This is a genomic window from Rhodococcus erythropolis NBRC 15567 (assembly GCF_001552595.1).
GTDB classification, from domain to species: domain Bacteria; phylum Actinomycetota; class Actinomycetes; order Mycobacteriales; family Mycobacteriaceae; genus Rhodococcus_F; species Rhodococcus_F erythropolis.
Window position 1 is genome coordinate 16965 of the sequence record NZ_BCRM01000031.1, and the last position, 18583, is coordinate 35547.

The window sequence follows — 18583 nt, forward strand, 5'->3', positions numbered from 1 at the left end:
ACTCAGGCGCCGATCGGACGGCGGTACTCGAGGTAGGTCCGGCCGAAGGCGCCCGCGACGATTCCCGCGCCCCGAGCGGCGATTCGGATACCGTGTGCGCGATTACGGGGGCTGCGACCCAACACGCCGAGCGTCGCGCGAGCAGTTCCGCCCACCACTCGGGTCGCCCCGGCCAGTAGCAGCGCTCCGCGTAACCCAACGGTCCGCGCACTGCCCGAAATGAGTGCCAGTTCCGTACGAGCCCAAGAGTTTCCGATTCGATAGCGTCGACGTATTACCCAGTCGCGGGTGGCCCGTTCTGCTGGAACGACATCGGTCACCACTGCCTCGTCACACCACACCAGCGTGAAACCGGCTCCGGTGTATCGGCGCGTGAACAAGCTGTCGGATCCGCCGCTTGCGCTGAATCTTTCGTCGAACTGCAACGAAATCGAGCGGACCAGACGCAGATCGAGGAGCAGGTTGTTTGTCGCGGCCACACGCACTTCGGTGCCGGTGGGAAGGCGTCGGCGATCGAAGAAACCACCGTCGGCGATCCAGGGGTCGAGTGGTGCCGCAAATGCCGACACGACCGGGCCGACAACTCCGCCGGCACCGGTGCGTCTGCGGGTTTCGAGCAGGGCTGTCAGCCAGTCGAATGTGGGACGTTCGTCGTCGTCGATGAACACGAGGAGATCGACGTCGACCGATTCGGCGAGAGCGCGATTGCGGGCGGCAGCGATACCGGGAGTCGGTTCGTGTACGTAGGTGACGCCGGTGCCGAACCGGTTTGCGGTCTCACGCGCACCACCAGCCGGATCGTTGTCGACGACAAGCACGGTTGGTGGTCGAATACCGTACCCGACGGATGCTTGATGGCAATGGTGCAGCAATTCGGGAAGCAACTCCATCAGGTCATCGGGGCGTCGGTATGTCAAAACGGCCACAACAGCCGATAGGTTGGACGCGTGATTTCCGGAAACAGAATCAATGGTCGAATTGTTACGTTCACTGCTGATCACCAGGAATATGATAGCGCTACATGTTTGCTGAAACGCGTCAATGGCGCAACGCTGGGGGAGAATGGAAGTTCTTCAATGTTGTGGAGTGCTCGCCCTAAACGGTCCCTTCGTGCAATGGGTCTTGCTTTTGCCGCACTGCTTGCGGCCGGTGGTTTGAACATAGGTATGCCGGCGGAAGTCGAGGCTGCGGTGCCGACGACATTCGGATTACCTGCAGGAACACCGCTACGAGTGCACAACGGGGACCTGACGATTCGGACACCGGGCACGGTGATCGAAAATCTGGATATCCGTGGTTTTGTCCGGATCGAGGCCAGTAATGTGACGATCCGCCGGTCCATCATCCGCGGACGTAATCCGGGGCAAATCAATGAATCATTGATCGCGGCTTACGGAGACCATCGAAATTTCAGGATCGAGGACACGACACTGCGGCCGTCGACGCTGTCACCGTACGTCGACGGAATCAAGGGTCGAAACTTTTACGCCAGGCGGCTCGACATCTCGGGCGTCGTCGACTCGGTGGTGATTTTCGGGGACAACGTCGATTTCGGTTACAGCTGGTTACACGACAATTTGCACTATTCGCCCTGGCCTAAGCAGTGGGACAACCAAACCCACGACGACAATGTGCAAATCGAGGGTGGCAGCAATATCTCCGTGCACAACAGTCGTTTGGAGGGTGCGTACAACGCCGCGGCGATGATCACGCAAAACTATGCGCGGGGTGTGAACATCCAGATCAACGACAACATTCTGTCCGGTGGTCAATGCACGATCAATGTCGATGAAAAGGGGAAGGGTGCGATCGGTCTGACGATCAAGAACAACAGGTTCGGGACGTCGGGAATCCGAGATTGTGCGATCCTCGCGCCCAAAACGTCCGTTGGTGACTGGCCGCGGAATGTGTGGCTTTCTACCGGCGCTCTCGTACGGGTTCGCAATCCCCGAAAAACGAAGTAGCCTGTGGGTTGCTGACAGCGGGTTCGTCGGTGAACTCAACGCATAACGGGGGGGAAGATTCCGGGTGCGTTCCTTATTGCAACCAGGAGTACGAATGGTCGACATCGCCGGTATGCGCGCCGACGGATATCAGGATCACCGGAAGAAGTGGCGTGGTTTGGTCAACGCGTTCGTTTCGGTGGGGACAGTTCTAGCGGTGGTGGGATCGCTGGGCATCGGTACAGCAACTGCCGATACCGCGCCGACTGTCCCCACAATTCCGCGGACGGTGTCCGCGGATGCATTACCCACCGTTCAGGTGGACGGGGTCGTTTGGGCGCAGATCGTCGTAGGCAACACGGTGTACGTGACGGGGAAATTCGCCAACGCCAGGCCTGCTGGTGCGGCTCCGGGTACCAATCTCGTTCCGAGGTCGAACGCGCTGGCATACGACCTCGATACCGGCGAACTCAAGCCGTGGGCTCCGGCACTCAACGGTCAGGGGCGTGCCCTCGAAGCGTCCGCTGACGGCAAAACCGTCTTCGTTGGTGGGGATTTCACCAATGTCAGTGGTGTCAACCGGTATCGTCTGGCTGCTGTTGACGCGGATAACGGCACGGTGCTCAACATCTTCACTGCGGCACTTGACGCGGGTGTGCGCGCTCTCGAAGTCCAAGGCGACACGCTGTACGTCGGCGGAATCTTCAATACCGTTGGCGGACAAGCGCGTCAGCGGATGGCGGCATTCAATGTCGCAACCGGTGCAGCTTTGCCGTGGGCGCCGAAGGCCAACGCCGAGGTAATGGCCATCACGGCACCACCAGGTAGCAACAAGGTAGTGGTCGGCGGTCGCTTCACGACGCTCAACGGTGCGAACAACGTCGGCGTCGGCTCTCTCGATGCCACATCTGGCGCCACTATCTCGTTTCCTACCAACACAGTTGTGCGGAATTCCGGTATCAACTCCGCGATTTACAGCCTCAGCAGCGATGCCGGCACCGTGTACGGGACCGGCTATTCGTACGGGTCGGGAAACCTGGAGAGCGTTTTCGCTTCCGATGTCGCGACCGGAAATCTACGCTGGGTCAGCGGCTGCCGAGGCGACACGTATTCCAACGTCACGATCGGCGACGTGATGTACATAGCCGGACATCCACACGACTGCAGTCAAATCGGCGGCCTTCCGCAGACCGAACCGTGGAGCTACCAGTGGTCGTTGGCATTTCGTACGAATGCGTCCGGCCCGATCAACTCGAGTGGCAACTTCCTCGGCAAACCGGCACCGGAGTTGTTGCACTGGTTGCCGACATTGGCTCCCGGAACGTTCACGGGCCAGAAGCAGGCGGGTTGGTCGATCGCCGGAAACGATCGCTACATCGTCCTCGGTGGCGAGTTTCCGAAGGTCAACGGCGTGCCGCAGGAGGGGCTTGTTCGGTTCGCGATCAAGGATCAGGCGCCGAACAAGGAAGCGCCGAACGGTTACAACGAGTTGTTGCCTGCGATGACCGGAGTCGGTCCTGGTGCGGTCCGCGCGACGTGGACGGCGGCTTGGGACCGCGACAACAGTCACTTGACCTACGAATTGCTTCGAGGTGCCCAACTTTCGACTGCGACGGTGGCGGCTACGACCGCCAACGATGCGCAGTGGTGGAACCGGGGCCGGATGGGTGCCACGGATACCTCGGCGCCGCCGGGATCGACCCAGACGTACCGGGTTCGGGTCACGGACGCATTCGGCAACACCATGGTCGGGCCGACGGCGACAGCCACAGTGCCGGCCGGAATCGCGTCGCCGCCAAGTGCGTACCAGGAGTTGGTTGCCCGCGACGGCGCCGTCCATTACTGGCGTCTGGGGGAGGCATCGGGGACTCTCGCGTCGGATTGGGCCGGTGATGCCGATCTGACTCTCAAATCAGCCCAGCGCAATGTCGGAGGTGCGATCGTCGGTGATCCGAACCCTTCCACGTCGTTCACGGCCGGATCGAAGACGGGTGGGTCCGCACAGTTCGGGCCTCAGTCGTTCAGCGCCGAGGCGTGGTTCAACACGACCACCCGTTGGGGAGGGAAGATCATCGGTTTCGGCAGCGTGAACACCAACAACAGCGCCTCCAGCGATCGTCATGTGTACATGAGCAATTCGGGTCAGCTGTTACTCGGTGCGAACGCGAACGGATTCCGGACGGTGGCTAGTCCACGGTCATACAACGACGGCAAGTGGCATCACGTCGTCGGTGTACTGGGATCGACCGGGATGCGCCTGTATGTCGACGGTGAGCAGGTGGCAGAACGTGCCGATACCGTTCAAGCCGAGTACCGCACCGCGGGATATTGGCGGGTCGGCGGCGACAGTCTGGGAGGTTGGCCCTCGGCACCTCTCAGTTCCAACTTTTCAGGCGCGCTCGACGAGGTCGCGGTCTACAACTCGGCATTGAGTTCGGATGCGGTGCAGGCGCATTGGCAACGTGGCCAGGGCGTGGTAGCGAATCAGCCGCCGGTCGCGGCGTTCACGGAAACCGTGACGGATCTGGCAGTCGCCTTCGACGGCAGCACTTCGGCAGATCCGGACGGGACAATCGTTTCGTACGAGTGGAACTTCGGTGACGACGCGACAGGTGCCACTATTACAGGTGCCGACGCGAAGATCGACCATAGTTATGCTGTCGCCGGTACGTACGCCGTGACCTTGACCGTCGTGGACAATTCCGGTGCGAAAAGCACTGCAACACATCCGGTTACCGTCAAGGACGCGGTTGTCCCGGCTGACGGCGAGGTAGCCAAAGACAATTTCGACAGGGAAACGGTCTCGGGTCTCGGCGAAGCAGAGGTCGGTGGCGTCTGGTCGGTGACCGGTGGTGGAGCCAAAGCTTCAGTCGAGTCGGGTTCGGCCAAAGTGACAGTACCCGCTGGCCGTTCGGCGACGATGTTGTTGCCCGCGATAGCGTCCGGTGATGTAGACGTGTCGCATTCGATGTGGCTCGAAGTGATGCCGACCGGCGGCGGCGCGTATCTGTCGACCGTGCTGCGGAGTGGGGCTTCCGGCGATTACCGTTCGCGGGTAAGGATTCTCGCTGACGGTTCGGTACAGGTGTCGTTGACCAAAGTGGTGGCGGGTACCGAAACGGTACTCGGTTCGGTCGTGACGTTGCCTGGCCTGACGTACACGGCAGGTAAGCATCTGCGGGTCCGTGCCCAGGTTCTCGGTGCGTCACCGTCTACCCTGCAGGTAAAGGTGTGGGACGAGGAAATGCCCGAGCCGGTGCAGTGGACCAGATCCGTCACCGATTCCACTCCGGAACTGCAAGCTCTGGGTTCGACGGGGTTGGCGGTGTACATTTCGGGATCGTCCACCGAGCCGGTAGTGGCCCGGTTCGACAACTTCGAGGTCGCTCGGCCGGAGTAGACGTGCCTACAACACCGCGCGCCCCTGTACTGCCAGGAGGCGCGCGGTGTTGTACTTCGGGGAGTTTGTCAGCGATATGCGACGCTGATGTTGCGAAATGACGCCTGGGCGTTGGCAGCGGAATAGTTGCGCGCCAATGTGAAGTAACCCCCGAAAGCTGTGCGAGGCGCGCTGACCGTTGTCGGCTCCGGCTCCTGTCCTGAATCACACTCTGCAATAACGGAATCTGGTTTCACGATGATCCGTAGCGTCAGCCATTGACCGACGACTGGTTTGTTCCCGGCCACGGACGACTGCAAAATGGAGAGTGCGTTGCCCTCCGGAATGCTGCGCAATTCCAGGTCACCGGTGGACCGCAGGACGACGAGCTGACCTTGGGTGGTTCCGGGCGAGACCGCGCCGAGTCGATAGGCGGAATCGTCGTCGCGTCCGATGACGACTGCCAGATGATCGGAGGCGAGCGGAGGCGCCGCGCCGAACTGCGCTTCGACGGTGATGACGTACGGGGCAGCGCGCACCGGGCACATCGATCCCATGGATATGGATTGGGGTGATGCGCCGGTTGCCAACAGAATCGAACCGTTCGGTCCCCATTCAGGTGCCGCAGACGATGAATTGTTACCCGCCAGGTCGCCTGGTGCGATCCGCCCGGTGGAAAAGGTGTCGTGCGGACTAGGTTCGGAGGGCCCGGCCACATAACTCCACGATGAGGACATGAACCCTCGGACCCCAGCCTCAGCAAGGTAGGGGAGTTGGGAGCGGCGGTTTACCGACCATGCGATTACCGGTTTGCCTGTCGCCACGGCGCCCTGGATCGAAGTTTGTTGCCGCTCGTTCTCCCTGCGGACGCCTGCGAAGATTCCGATTGCGTCCGATCCGTCTGCGGCCTCGTCGATTTCGGCACCGGTTGCATGTGAGCTGAAATAGGTGCAGATGGTCAGCCCTGCTTTGCGCGCAGCGGACTCGCCTTCTCTGGCAGTGAACGGTTGTGTGAAGACGGTGGTGCCGCCCAGCTGTTTCGCGGTGACAGCGCCGATCACGTCGGTGGTGGCTTCCGGGTCCTTGGATTCGACAAACAGAACAGCCCGCTTGCCGAGTCTTTCGAGCACCTCTGAGAATGTGGGAATCGGGTGCATCCCCCAGTCCGGACCTACCCAGCGGGTGAGATCGACGGGATGATTGCTCAGTTCGTCGTGAGTGACGTCCGCAATTGCGATGTTCTGACCGCTTGTTCGGCTCAACGTCGGGTCCTCATGACAGACGAGGATTCCGTCTCTGGTGCGGTGGACGGCGACGCTGATTGCCTCGGCGCCGCGGTCGGCGATTCGCGAATATGCGGCGAGCGTGTGCTCGGGTGCCTCGTCGCTTGCCCCCCGTTGCGCGATGAAATACCTACCGCGGGAGAGGAATTGGTGAGCCGGCGATTGGGCCGAGATGCTGGAATTACTGCAGGCACTCGTCGCCGATCCGCTCGCAAGGCCCAATCCGAGAAGTGTCGCAGCACGGAACACGCTGCGCCTGGACAGCGCGGTATGCGCGACCACCTCGGCCGCCATCAGCGAGCGACGGCGATGACGTTCTGGGAATTGCTGTGGCCCACTTCGAATACGGCGGTGTCGATCCCGTCCTCCGGTACCTGGAACACGTAGACACCCTGTTGGTGGTCGCCAGGAGGAAGCAGTCCGCTGACCGGCGTGGCTGTGTCGGTCGCGCCGGGTGCCGCCGGCAGTCGGTCGCCGTAGTAGGCGTTGACGGTCAGACTGTCCAGCGAAATGTCCGTGGTGGACTTGTTCACGAAGTCGAGCGTCACGCTCAAGCCGCTGCCCGCGATCTCACCTGGACCGTTGGCCGTGAGTTCGAGCGGTTCGGTAGTCACCGCGGTGACCTCGAGACCGTTGGCCAGTGGGCTCGGGTGGTCGACCGGCACTGGTGGCAGCGTGGAGATGTCCTCGGCGCGGTCTTCGGTGATACCCGGCGGCGGTGGCGTGCCCACGGTGACGCCTGGTGGCGTGACGCTGTCACCGTTCGATGTATCGGAAGCTGGGCTGGAACACCCCGTCAGCGCAGCTATCACCAGCAGTGCTGACACTCCGACCATCCGAGGCGCCGAGGCGGACTTGTGAATCACATGTGCTGTTCTCATCGATTGCTGCCTGCTTCGTGCTGTTTTCTGTGATTCATGCGCTACCGAGTCCCGGTTTGTCGCGATTTGACGGACTTTTCCAGAGCTGCGCGCAGCAGGGTGCTGGAGGTGTCGAGCGTGTAGGGGAAATAGACCACCTCGACGCCGACTGCGGCAAATTCCTGCTCCAGCGCAAGGCCTTTCGGCGTTCCTCGCCAGTCATCCCCCTTGAAGATCGCATCGAATCCCACGTCGCGCCAGGTGTCGATCTTGTGCGGCTTGGTTTCGGCGACAGCCTCGTCGACGCAGTTGATGCTCGCCACGATCGCGATCCGCTCGGCTAGCGGAATCACCGGGTCACGACCTTTGGCCAGGCGTGCCATCTCATCGGATACAACTCCTGCAATCAGGTAGTCGCATTGGCTCGCTGCGTGGCTGAGGATGTTGAGGTGCCCGATGTGGAACATGTCGTAGACGCCGGGTGCATAACCGATGCGACGTGTCATGGCCGCCTTCTTGCGTGAAGTTTGCTGTGCGTGCCAGCTAGCCGCTTTTTCATGTATGTCCGGTTTCGGTGTTGTGGTCACTGGTTGATTGCTGAGTTGAGTATGCTTGGTCTGTCTACCAGGTTGGACGTCAAGCTTCTCAATGTATGCTAGAGAATAGCGTCAGTGCAGCCCGTGTGGGCAATTTGACCGCAACATTATTGCGGTCCGGGGGATGGCCGATTTCAGTGGAGGCTAAGTGTTTGCGCGACGGATAGCTGTCGTCGGTACGGGGTATGTGGGGCTGACGACGGGTGCGTGCTTGGCGTCACTCGGACATCATGTGATCTGCGCCGATGTCGACGAGGAGAAGATTCGGCGGTTGCAGGATGGGAGGGTGGACATCCTCGAGCCCGGCCTGTCGGACCTGGTGGCGGAAGGCCTTGCTGCCGGGCGTCTGGCATTCACTGTCGGCGCAGCAGTCGCAGTCGAACAACATGCGGAAGGCGTCGAGGTTGTATTCCTCTGTGTGCCAACGCCGATGGGCGTCGGCGGCGTTGCGGATCTGCGAGCTGTGGAGGCGGTACTGGACGAAATCCGCGATACGCTCCCGGCCGGTTGTGTGATCGTGAACAAATCCACCGTCCCAGTCGGCACCGCCGCGCGAACTGCGGAGTTGTTGGGTCGATCCGATGTCGCGGTCACCAGTAATCCAGAGTTTCTGCGAGAAGGCACCGCGGTTCGCGACTTCCTCAACCCCGATCGAATCGTCGTGGGTGGGGAGGCACAGGACGCGGCAGAACGCGTCGCGGCGCTTTACTCCAGGCTCGGCGCGCCGACTGTGCTCACCGATTCGGCCAGTGCCGAACTGGTGAAGTACGCGGCCAACGGATTTCTGGCGATGAAGTTGTCGTACGTCAACGCGGTGGCTGAACTGTGCGAGCGACTCGGTGCAGACATACTGGATGTGACCGAAGGTATGAGCTACGACCGTAGGATCGGTCGTGAGTTTCTCAATCCTGGCCCAGGGTGGGGTGGATCGTGTCTGCCGAAGGACACCCAAGCGTTGCTCCAGGTGGCAGATGCTGCTGATTTCGAGTTCCGTCTCATGCGGGCGTCGATCGATACCAATACCCGTCAACGTCAGCGGATGGTGGACAAGATTCGTTTGGCTGTGACGGGCAATCGAAACGGCTCGCTCACCCGCACTCGCGTGGCACTGCTCGGTTTGACCTTCAAAGCCGGCACCAATGATCTTCGTGATTCTCCAGCCTTGATGATCGCCGCTCTACTGCGGCAAGCGGGCGCAGAGTTGGTCGGGTTCGATCCCGCACTCCCCACATCGATATCGTATCCGGAACTGGAGGGTATCGAACTGGTCGCCGACGCGTATGCCGCAGGCGCACAAGCCGACGCCGCCGTGGTGCTGACCGAGTGGCCGGAGTTCCGCACGCTCGATTGGCCGCGGATCGCCGCAGCGATGGGCACTCCTCGAGTGATCGACACCCGAAATCTGCTCGACCGAGACGTCCTGACGCGAGCGGGTCTCACGTGGACCGGAGTGGGCCGACGACAACCTTCGGACACCACTGTTCTGGCGGCGCAGTAGAACTGTCGAAGGTGCTCGTCGCGAGCATGCCGCGGCGGCAGTATTCGCAGTTATGACAGGATTGGCACGTGAATTCTGCAGTACAGCCTCAGTCTGACGCGTCTCCTTCGAAGCGTCCCGAGTCGATCTTCACGATAGGGACCAGGCTCGAGGACCGACTCGGACGAACCGGCACCATCCACACACCGCACGGCGATATCGCGACTCCGTCGTTTGTGGCCGTCGGAACCAAGGCCACGGTCAAGGCCGTGCTGCCGGAGTCCATGAAGGAACTCGGTGCGCAGTCGTTGCTCGCTAATGCGTACCACCTGTACCTGCAGCCGGGACCCGACATCGTCGACGAGGCCGGCGGGTTGGGCAAGTTCATGAACTGGGACGGGCCCACCTTCACCGACAGCGGTGGCTTCCAGGTGATGTCCCTTGGCGTCGGGTTCAAGAAGGTGCTCGCGATGGAAGCCGTCGGCGTGCAGTCCGACGACGTCATCGCAAAGGGCAAGGAGCGTCTCGCGACGGTCGACGACGAGGGCGTGACGTTCAAATCGCACCTCGACGGCAGCAAGCATCGGTTCACCCCCGAGGTGTCGATGCAGATTCAGCATCAGCTGGGTGCCGACATCATGTTCGCGTTCGACGAGCTCACCACGTTGCTCAACACCCGCGGCTATCAGGAGCGATCGGTCGAGCGCACGCAGGCCTGGGCGATCCGCTGCATCAACGAGCACGAGAAGCTCACTGTCGAACGCGCCGACAAGCCCTATCAGGCTCTCTTCGGCGTGATCCAAGGCGCGCAGTACGAAGATCTGCGTCGTCAAGCCTGCCGTGGCCTCGAGTCGATCGAAGGCGAGAACGGATACGGTTTCGACGGCTACGGCATCGGCGGCGCCCTCGAGAAGCAGAACCTCGGCACAATTGTGCGTTGGTGTAACGAGGAACTACCCGAGACCAAGCCGCGTCATATGCTCGGCATCAGTGAACCGGACGACTTCTTCGTCGCAATCGAGAACGGCGCGGACACTTTCGACTGCGTCAATCCGTCGCGTGTTGCTCGCAATGCCGCGATCTACGTCCGCTCCGGCCGGTTCAACATCAATACCAGCCGATTCCGTCGTGACTTCACGCCTATCGACGACGAGTGCGACTGCTACACCTGCGCCAATTACACCCGCGCGTACATCCATCACCTGTTCAAGGCGAAGGAAATGCTCGCGTCGACGCTGTGCACCATCCACAACGAGCGATTCACCGTGAAGTTGGTCGACGACATCCGAGCCAGCATCGAAGGCGGATACTTCCACGACTTCAAAGCGGACATGCTCGGAAAGTTCTATGCGGCGAAGACGCCTGCACCTCAGACGTAGGTCGGTTCGCGCTTCTTCACGTAGGCGATGACGCGGTAGGTGATCGGCATGACCAGAACCTCGACAAGCGTCTTCCACAGGAAGCCGACCAGCACGTAGTTGATGAAGTCTTCCCACGTACTGATGCCGATGACACCGGCTGCGATGGAACAGAAGATGAGGGTGTCGGCGAATTCGCCGACGACGGTCGAGCCGATCAGCCGCGCCCACAGGTGCTTCTCCTGCATGCGCTTTTTCATCATGACCAGGACCAGGGAGTTCAGCAGCTGGCCGACGAGGTAGGCGGCCAATCCTGCGACCAGCAGCCGGGGAATGACGCCGACCACGGTTTCGAGGGCGGCCTGGTTCTCGTAGAACTCTGCCGACGGGAGTTGCACAGCGATCCAGAAGCACGCGGCGGCAAGAATCAGTGCGCCGAAGCCCAGGTAGATCGCGCGTCGGGTCGCTTTGAAGCCGTACACCTCGCTGAGTACGTCACCGAGGACGTAGGCAAGCGGGAACAAGAAGAATCCACCATCGGTGATGATGGGCAGAATCTGCAAGGGACCGAGCGAGAAGTCGGAATCCGCAAAGAAGGCGACCCCCTTTGTCGCCGCCACGTTCGAGATCAGCAGCGTTGCGGTGAAGAGCGCGACGATTGTCGGGTAATAACCCCGGCTGACGTGCGCAAATTTGGTTTCCTGGGTCGATTCGTCTTGCTGATCCTGAGCTGTCACGTCCGTCATCCAAGCACCACAAGGCGCTCGGATGCGAGTTGGCGACCGTCCAGTTGCGCAGAACACACCGAAGGCCCTGCGGTTTCACGTGGAACCGCAGGGCCTTCGGTGATGCAAACGAACTGATCAGGCAGCTACATGGCCGCCGGTCAGCACGCGGTATGCGTAGGTACTGGCGATCAGCGCGACGGGCGCCGTCACGAGAAGACCGATTCCGCACAGCAGTGCGCCGATGATGTTGATACCGATCAGAGCGAGCGCCAGCAGGATCAACGTTCCGACGTTCGACGAGGTCAACGCGTAGCTCGATTTGATGCCCGAAATCGCATCCTGATTCTTGTCCACGATGAAGGTCAGCGTGTAGTAGAGCAGGAACGCCGCGATGATGCCGGGAATGATGCACAGAACCAAACCGACATAGGTGGCGACGGCGACAAGGAAACCGCCGAGAACAACTGCACCGATGTTCGTGAATTGGAAGAAGGTGCCGAAAGCCGGCTTGATTCCGTCCAATTCGCTCAACGCTCCACGAAGGAATGCGGCTTGGATGATGTAGCCGACGATTGCGGTGACCAATCCACCCACGATCGACAGCGCGCTGAATTCGGTATTGGTGTAGTCGAAGCCGTTGAAAGCACCCTGGATGAGTCCGGCGATCAGAAAAGCGATGATCGAGATCCCGATCCAGACCAGTGCGTTGTCTTTGAACTTGTTCCAGCCGTAGGAAATTGCCGCACCCACAGAAAGCTGGGGGGCGCCGAAGCCTGCGCCGTAGTCATTCGGGGGCGGAGGCGGGAAGTTGCCACCACCGGGAGGAGGCGGGTACCCACCGGGAGGCGGGTAGTTTCCGCCGGGAGGGGGATAGCTTCCACCCTGCGGGGGTGGAGGGAAGTTGCCCTGTGGGGGCGGCGGGTAGCCGCCGGGCGGGGGATAACTTCCACCCTGCGGAGGACCGGCCGGTGGAGGATAACTCCCCGGAGGGGGTGTTCCCTGCTGGCCGTACGGATCCTGGGGTGGGAATTGCTTCCCGTCTTCTGGGTTCTGGTTGGGGTCTTGCCCACCGGTTGTCATATATGTCTACCTAACCCTTGACTACCTGAGTCCCACCAGCGAGCTCGTCATGCTTGCCCTGCTTGGTGGGGCTGTTGTTGATGGTGACCGCGATGACGATGTAGGCGACCAGCGCGAGGATTCCGCCGATGATCGGAATGATCGAGAGCAACGTGAAGGCGTTGCGAATCGCAGACTGCTGGACGGAGGGGCGAGGTGCGCCGCCCGGACCGTGCACTGAAAGGCCCAGAATCATCTTTCCCAAAGTCCGACCCTGCGTTACTTCCATTGCGATGAAGTAAGCGAAGGTCAGAATTCCCGAGAACAGTCCCGAGATCAGAATCAAGCTGTCGGAGTCACTGACCAAGAGAGCCAGAATCGCGGCGATGATGCCGACGATGATTCCGTCGATGATGCGGGCGCCGAGTCGAATCCACAGATCACCCGGCTGAGCACCCGAGGGCAGTCGATTTCCTCCGCCGTACGCACCTTGGTCGTTGAACTGCGGAGGCGGCGGGAAGTTGCCGCCCGGCGGAGGCGGCGGGTATCCACCGGGCGGCGGGTAGTTGCCACCCTGAGGGGGCGGGAAGTTCCCGCCCTGTGGAGGAGGCGGGTAGCTACCGCCCTGCGGGGGGCCTGCGGGAGGTGGGTAACTTCCGGGAGGAGGTGTTCCCTGCTGGCCATATGGATCCTGGGGTGGGAATTGCTTCCCTCCTTCTGGATTCTGGTTGGGGTCGTACCCGCCGGTTGTCATGTGTTCCCCTCAGTCGTAAATATCGCGCTCGAGTGTGACAGTGGATATGACCCTACTGGGATCAAAGAGCGATGTGGATGACATCTGCTCACTTGGATTCGGAGGTCACCTGTGGTTTAGGCTGCGTTGTATGACGAGTTCTGGGGGCAACAACGACGATTCTTCGAGCGATTACCAGGCAAAACCTGGATACGGAGAATTTCCGAGCCTGCCGCCCGAGGGGTACGGCGTGTCCCCGTCCGAAACGCAGTCTTCACCTGAAGTTCCCGGATATACCACTCCCAACGAGCAGTACCCGGGTTATCCGCCGCCGTCGTACAACCCAACCGGTAATACGCCTCAGCCGGGTGGAATTGGTGAACCCAATCCATACCTGCCGCCGCAGAATTTCGGACCGCCGAATCAATATCAGCCGAATCAATATCAGCAACCCGGACAATACGGACAAGCTCAGTACGGACAGCCCCAATACGGTCAACCGCCGAATGCGTACGGTCAACCGAACCAATTCGCTGGTGGATACATCCCGCCGATGCAGCCAGTCGGCACCAATGGTCTCGCAATTGCGTCGTTGGTGGTATCGCTTGCAGGCGGTTGCTTCTACAGTCTCGGCGGAATCATCGGAATCATTTTGGGAATTGTCGCGCTCAATCAGATCAAGCAGACAGGTCAAGAGGGACGCGGGCTTGCGATAGCCGGAATTGCGGTCGGAGCAACCTTCTTGGCCATTTTTGCTGTGATTCTCGTGGTCGCACTCATCGCGAGCGCATCGTCGTCGTACTGAAGTGGCGTCGTACTGAAGTGGCTGGCGCTCACACGGGAGTGACTATGGACGACGCAGGAAGCGGCTTCCCGAAGTAATAGCCCTGGCCCATGTCGCAGCCGGCCTGCAAGACGTTGGCTGCGTGTTCCGCGGTTTCGACGCCCTCGGCTATCGAATCAAGCCCGAGCTTCCGCGCGATGTCGGCGATTGACTCCATGACCATGAAGGCGCGGTCTCCAGCACGACCCGCTGCGCTGACGGCCCAGGTCAAGGATTGGTCGACCTTGAGAATGTCGAGCGGCAATTCCGACAACGCGGAGAAAGACGCGAAGCCCGCCCCGAAATCATCCAGCGCGATTCGAATTCCCTCGTTATGCAAGACGTGAAGGGTCTCGGCGGCATGCCGACCCACGACGCCGAGTTCGGTGACTTCCACGATGATTCTGCTCAGTGGGGTTTCTGAACTGTCCAGCGCTCCGAGGATCTCGTGAGCGGCGTGCGGGGTAGCGAGTTGGCGAGGTGAAAAGTTGACCGCGACCATCATGTGCTCAGGCCACGACGCTGTTTGGGCACAGATCATGTCCAGAGCCTGCAGCCCGATGGGAATGATGAGCCCAGAGGATTCGGCGGAGCGCATGAAATCTTGGGGTTCGATCAACCCTCGAAGCGGATGGCGCCACCGCAGAAGTGCTTCATAGCTGATAATTGCTGACGAGTTCAGATTGACCTGGGGTTGATACAACACCTCGAATTGATGGTCGTCGAGTGCCTCGCGAAGCTCGCGGACCATGCGTATTCCTTTTCGTCCTGAGTCGCCCGTGCCGCACGTGCGTGTCAGCGTGGATGCTGCAAGTGGGTACTGCGGTCGGATCCCAGGTTCAGATCCCGGGCGTAGTTTTGCAGGGACTACTCGCCCTGAATTTCCTTCGCCAGTCTTGACCGTACTTCACTAATCGAGAATTGCCAACGAATAGCTATTGCGGACGGCTTTGTCATATCGGACAATCGAGCTTTTGTCCCGACGAGGTGCCGATTGAAACTTCACTTACTTCGCCGGGAAAATCCACGGGGTTCGGGGGATCTTGCGAGAGTCGAATCGATCCGCCAATTGGGGTGGTGTGACAACTTCGCCGGGTTCAGCGAGACCGATGCTCGACGCGATCATTGTCAGGACCCGTTCGGCACTGCGTCCGGCCTCGAGTTGATCGGCCAGAGTCACTGCGCCGTCGCGCTTCGCGAGTCGTTTGCCTTCACTGTTCAACGCGAGAGGAACGTGGGCGTACGACGGCGGTTCGATGTCGAGCAGTTGAGCAAGGTGCGCCTGACGCGGCGCCGAGGTCAGGAGGTCGTCGCCGCGGACCACTTGATCGATGTTCTGCGCACCGTCGTCGACGACAACGGCGAGGTTGTAGGCGGGTACGCCGTCTCCGCGGAGCAGGACGACGTCGTCGACTTGCCCCGTCACCTCGCCGAACAGTTCGTCGTGCACGGTGAACGAATCGATGTCGGCCCGTAGCCTCAGCGCGGGGGATCGGCCGCTTGCCGATTTCTCGGCGCGTTCGGCCGCCGACAGGTTCCGGCAAGTGCCGGGATAGGCGCCATCGGGAGCATGGGGAGCGGACGGTGCCTGCAGGATCTCCTTGCGTGTGCAGAAGCAGGGATAGGTCAGGTGGCGCTCGCGTAGTAGCTCGATAGCGTTGTGGTACAAGGGAAGACGGTGCGATTGTAAGACGACTGGGCCGTCCCATGTGAGGCCGAGCCTGCGCAGATCGTCGAGTTGTCGCTCCATCGAGCCGGGTCGGACACGGTCGAGATCCTCGACGCGAATGAGGAAGTCGCGCCCGCTGGTGCGGGCGAACAGCCAGGCCAAGAGGGCGGTACGGAGGTTTCCCAGATGGAGATCGCCGGACGGGCTCGGCGCGAAGCGTCCTGCTCCGGCCACGTCAGCTGGCGAGCCCGACGGAGGCGAGCGGGTTCTCGGCGTCCTGCAGGGTGAGGCGGATCTGGGTTTCCAAAGCGTGATCGAGGTACTGCGGCGGATACATGGCGGGGCTTCCGAGTGCGTCGAGGGCCAATCCATTGACGGTTGAAAGTAGAAGTGCCGCTCTGGTTTCCGCTTCCGGAGTTCCGATCCCGATCAGAACTGTCGAGATGCCGGTGCGGATTGTGAACAGGGTTGTCCGGCGGATTTCGGAGAGTGACTCACTGGTTGCGGCGCGCACGGCAAACGCGGCGAGCACATGCGCCTCACGCGTGCGTTGCTCGTCGAGGGGCAGGAGTTGCGAGAGCGCCTGGAACAGGGCGGTATGCGGGTCCGCGTCGGCGGACGATTCGGCCAGTCTGGTCAACAATCGATCGACGAGTGTTCGCAGTGCGAATGCGAACATCTCGTCCTTGGTCGAGAAATGATGTTGCACTGCGCCGATCGAGACACCCGCCCGTTTTGCGACCTCGCGAACGCTGGCATTTTCCAGTCCGGATTCCGCGGCGACATCGAACAATGCCGCCGCAAGCAGGTCTGGACTCGTGGAGGATTTTCGGCGTTCCGGCATACCGCGACATTACATGTGTATGGAAGTAATGCCCACGTCAGGGGTACTTTTTCACGCCTTCCGGCCGAGGAAGGCAAGGAGTTTCGTCGCTTTGTCAGCGTTGTCCGGAACCTGTATTTCCGGGCCGCACACACCGCTCATGCGGATCGACTCGCCGAGGCCCGCGGCGATCTCCGACACCCACTCCACGTCCGTGTCACGCATCGTCGTATCGGTGCCGGTCGCGGCTGCGAGATCCCAACCGTGGATGACCAGATCGAAACACAAGAACCCCTCGACCGTGGCCCCGAGGTTGGTCCGGCCGAAGTGCCCGTCGTATTCGAGGGTGGACTTTGCCGGATCGTCCAGAATGGCCTGCATCGAATCTCGGACGGCCGCCCAGGCTGCCGACGGGTCGTCGTCGACCGACGGACCGGGTGCCAATTCCAGGCCGACTACCTTGACCATGTCTCGTTCGCTGTCGAGCACGTGTCTCACCACGTCGCGGGCGGTCCAGCCCTCGCAGGGGGAATCGTTGTCCCAGCGGTCGGCGGGTACGGCGTCGATCCGCGCCGTGAATCCGGCGGCCAGATCCCGATAACGCTGGGCGGGGGAGATCTCTGTTGAAGTCATGACAGCAATCCTTCTCCACCGCGGCGCGTCATGATTGATTATTTCGGACATTCACTCGATCTCCGGGGCTTCCGCCCAGATGTCCATCGGTACGACCCCGGCGCTCTTGCCTTCGTCATCGAGAAGTCGGCCCACCCTCTTCATCGATCGCAGCACCACTGACCTGTTCAGCACCACCAGGCCCGGTGCCTCTTGTGCGAGTTGTACTTCGGTAATGGGAGTTTCGCGAAGGGAGTGTGCGGCGATCGCGAGCAGTGTGTTGGCGCGTCCACCGGATATCCGCATGCACACTCGTGTTCCAGGCACTCGCTCCACCAGAGCACGAATCGTCGACCGGTCCGTGGGATCGACATATCCCCACACCCAGGTCACGAGGGGCCAGCCGGACAGCGGTAGAGACACGTCGCAGCGGAACACAATTTGGTTGCGCGACGTCAGTTCGGCAAGTCGCCGCCTGACCGTACTTTCGCTGAGGCCGGTACCGACCGTGAGCTCGGCAATCGAGGATCGACCGTCCTCGCCCAGCTTCAATATCAATTGGCGGTCGACCGCGTCGAAAGTCTTCCCGTGATGGCGCTGATCCGTCGGAGCATATTTGTAGCGCACAGGCCGGTCTGTCATCACCGCCCGCTGCGTGGCATCGAGTACCTGCAATTTCCAGTCGTCTCCGATCGCGAAGACCTCGGTGACGAGGTGCGCACGCGAACTGACGATCCCGGGCACCGACGCGAGTGAGCGAAGCAGGAAACGCGACAGGAAAGCCATGTCTCTGACCTCGACGAGAAGAGTCAAGTCGCCTGGGCCGCTAGTGTGTTCGACGCTCAGAACCTGCGGCCAGCGGGCAAGACGTTCCGCAATCGCCAAGGCGTTCGAAGTCGTACAGTCGACTTCCACGAAAGCCAGACACGATTCCGGACGGCCGTGGCCAGTTGCCCTCGCGGAGACCCAGGCGGTGCCGGAGTCCTGTAGCCGTTGCCAGCGGCGCGCGACGGTAACCGGATCAACTTTGAGCGCGTCACCAACCGTGCGCCACGACGCTCGCGGGTCGAGTTGCAGGCAATTGATCAGGGCGAGGTCGACGTCGTCGAGCACGGCGGAATCCTGCGTTTCTTCGATCATGTTGCAAGTATCGTGCATCTTCATTGTGTCTGGGATCACTTCATTCATGCTCGAAGGGCAGAACGCGGTGGCAAGTGCCCACCGCGTTCGTGCTGTGAAA

Annotated in this window: 17 protein-coding genes; 5 read left to right on the plus strand and 12 right to left on the minus strand. The window is 61.1% G+C overall.

The features are described from left to right. Positions 1 to 2 precede the first annotated feature (2 nt). A complete protein-coding gene (locus tag RE4_RS27025) occupies positions 3 to 926 on the minus strand; it encodes a glycosyltransferase family 2 protein (protein ID WP_201799166.1) in 924 nt (307 codons plus the stop codon). A 21-nt stretch (positions 927 to 947) separates the two neighbouring features. On the opposite strand from RE4_RS27025, the gene RE4_RS27030 reads away from it, so the two are divergent. Both RE4_RS27030 and RE4_RS27035 read left to right on the plus strand, forming a co-directional pair. Further along, positions 948 to 1964, plus strand: a complete 1017-nt coding sequence (locus RE4_RS27030) for a hypothetical protein (protein WP_125461320.1) — start codon at positions 948 to 950, stop codon at positions 1962 to 1964. Between the two features lie 94 nt (positions 1965 to 2058). After that, entirely contained in the window at positions 2059 to 5343 is a 3285-nt protein-coding gene (locus tag RE4_RS27035; protein ID WP_060939677.1) for a LamG-like jellyroll fold domain-containing protein, read from the plus strand. 68 nt (positions 5344 to 5411) lie between these two features. Here the strand turns inward: RE4_RS27035 and RE4_RS27040 are convergent, their stop codons facing one another. The 3 genes from RE4_RS27040 to RE4_RS27050 are packed head-to-tail and all read right to left on the minus strand — an operon-like array spanning position 5412 to position 8052. Further along, a complete protein-coding gene (locus RE4_RS27040) occupies positions 5412 to 6887 on the minus strand; it encodes a glycerophosphodiester phosphodiesterase (RefSeq protein ID WP_158630207.1) in 1476 nt (491 codons plus the stop codon). Between the two features lie 11 nt (positions 6888 to 6898). After that, on the minus strand, positions 6899 to 7486 hold the full coding sequence (locus RE4_RS27045) for a hypothetical protein (protein ID WP_127159957.1): 588 nt from the start codon (positions 7484 to 7486) through the stop codon (positions 6899 to 6901). A gap of 41 nt (positions 7487 to 7527) precedes the next feature. Next, positions 7528 to 8052, minus strand: coding sequence for an FAD synthase family protein (locus RE4_RS27050; RefSeq protein WP_225320234.1), 525 nt, complete (start codon positions 8050 to 8052; stop codon positions 7528 to 7530). Between the two features lie 157 nt (positions 8053 to 8209). Between RE4_RS27050 and RE4_RS27055 the strand changes: the two genes are divergently transcribed. Both RE4_RS27055 and tgt read left to right on the plus strand, forming a co-directional pair. Then, on the plus strand, positions 8210 to 9559 hold the full coding sequence (locus RE4_RS27055) for a UDP-glucose dehydrogenase family protein (protein WP_060939680.1): 1350 nt from the start codon (positions 8210 to 8212) through the stop codon (positions 9557 to 9559). 68 nt (positions 9560 to 9627) lie between these two features. After that, entirely contained in the window at positions 9628 to 10917 is a 1290-nt protein-coding gene (gene tgt / locus RE4_RS27060; RefSeq protein ID WP_060939681.1) for a tRNA guanosine(34) transglycosylase Tgt, read from the plus strand. Here tgt and RE4_RS27065 read toward each other — a convergent pair. From RE4_RS27065 to RE4_RS31820, 3 genes are all read right to left on the minus strand, one after another. Next, entirely contained in the window at positions 10908 to 11642 is a 735-nt protein-coding gene (locus tag RE4_RS27065) for a queuosine precursor transporter (protein WP_127159958.1), read from the minus strand. The genes tgt and RE4_RS27065 overlap by 10 nt on opposite strands. A 117-nt stretch (positions 11643 to 11759) precedes the next feature. Then, complete coding sequence (locus tag RE4_RS27070) at positions 11760 to 12704, minus strand: hypothetical protein (RefSeq protein WP_229757068.1); 945 nt, start codon at positions 12702 to 12704, stop codon at positions 11760 to 11762. 10 nt (positions 12705 to 12714) lie between these two features. Then, positions 12715 to 13437, minus strand: a complete 723-nt coding sequence (locus RE4_RS31820) for an RDD family protein (protein ID WP_060939682.1) — start codon at positions 13435 to 13437, stop codon at positions 12715 to 12717. Between the two features lie 130 nt (positions 13438 to 13567). On the opposite strand from RE4_RS31820, the gene RE4_RS27080 reads away from it, so the two are divergent. After that, the gene (locus RE4_RS27080; protein WP_020968190.1) at positions 13568 to 14221 is read left to right on the plus strand and encodes a DUF4190 domain-containing protein; all 654 of its coding nucleotides are present in this window, start codon (positions 13568 to 13570) and stop codon (positions 14219 to 14221) included. A 28-nt stretch (positions 14222 to 14249) separates the two neighbouring features. On the opposite strand, the gene RE4_RS27085 is transcribed toward RE4_RS27080, so the two are convergent. The 5 genes from RE4_RS27085 to RE4_RS27105 all read right to left on the minus strand — a co-directional run bounded on the left by RE4_RS27085 (position 14250) and on the right by RE4_RS27105 (position 18483). After that, entirely contained in the window at positions 14250 to 14990 is a 741-nt protein-coding gene (locus RE4_RS27085) for an EAL domain-containing protein (protein WP_060939683.1), read from the minus strand. A gap of 255 nt (positions 14991 to 15245) precedes the next feature. Continuing rightward, on the minus strand, positions 15246 to 16142 hold the full coding sequence (gene gluQRS, locus RE4_RS27090) for a tRNA glutamyl-Q(34) synthetase GluQRS (RefSeq protein WP_060939684.1): 897 nt from the start codon (positions 16140 to 16142) through the stop codon (positions 15246 to 15248). A 1-nt stretch (position 16143) separates the two neighbouring features. Next, positions 16144 to 16752, minus strand: a complete 609-nt coding sequence (locus tag RE4_RS27095; protein WP_060939685.1) for a TetR/AcrR family transcriptional regulator — start codon at positions 16750 to 16752, stop codon at positions 16144 to 16146. Between the two features lie 51 nt (positions 16753 to 16803). Further along, positions 16804 to 17364: a TIGR03086 family metal-binding protein gene (locus RE4_RS27100; protein WP_020968193.1), complete on the minus strand. Its 561-nt coding sequence runs from the start codon at positions 17362 to 17364 to the stop codon at positions 16804 to 16806. Between the two features lie 51 nt (positions 17365 to 17415). Beyond that, on the minus strand, positions 17416 to 18483 hold the full coding sequence (locus RE4_RS27105) for an Lrp/AsnC family transcriptional regulator (protein WP_225989443.1): 1068 nt from the start codon (positions 18481 to 18483) through the stop codon (positions 17416 to 17418). Positions 18484 to 18583: the final 100 nt, after the last annotated feature.

Coding starts and splice junctions, on each gene's coding strand:
- RE4_RS27035 (WP_060939677.1), top strand. CDS start 2,059: ATGGTCGACATCGCCGGTATGCGCGCCGACGGATATCAGGATCACCGG.
- RE4_RS27045 (WP_127159957.1), bottom strand. CDS start 7,486: ATGAGAACAGCACATGTGATTCACAAGTCCGCCTCGGCGCCTCGGATG.
- RE4_RS27065 (WP_127159958.1), bottom strand. CDS start 11,642: ATGACGGACGTGACAGCTCAGGATCAGCAAGACGAATCGACCCAGGAA.
- RE4_RS27070 (WP_229757068.1), bottom strand. CDS start 12,704: ATGACAACCGGTGGGCAAGACCCCAACCAGAACCCAGAAGACGGGAAG.
- RE4_RS31820 (WP_060939682.1), bottom strand. CDS start 13,437: ATGACAACCGGCGGGTACGACCCCAACCAGAATCCAGAAGGAGGGAAG.
- RE4_RS27080 (WP_020968190.1), top strand. CDS start 13,568: ATGACGAGTTCTGGGGGCAACAACGACGATTCTTCGAGCGATTACCAG.
- RE4_RS27085 (WP_060939683.1), bottom strand. CDS start 14,990: ATGGTCCGCGAGCTTCGCGAGGCACTCGACGACCATCAATTCGAGGTG.
- RE4_RS27095 (WP_060939685.1), bottom strand. CDS start 16,752: ATGCCGGAACGCCGAAAATCCTCCACGAGTCCAGACCTGCTTGCGGCG.
- RE4_RS27100 (WP_020968193.1), bottom strand. CDS start 17,364: ATGACTTCAACAGAGATCTCCCCCGCCCAGCGTTATCGGGATCTGGCC.
- RE4_RS27105 (WP_225989443.1), bottom strand. CDS start 18,483: ATGATCGAAGAAACGCAGGATTCCGCCGTGCTCGACGACGTCGACCTC.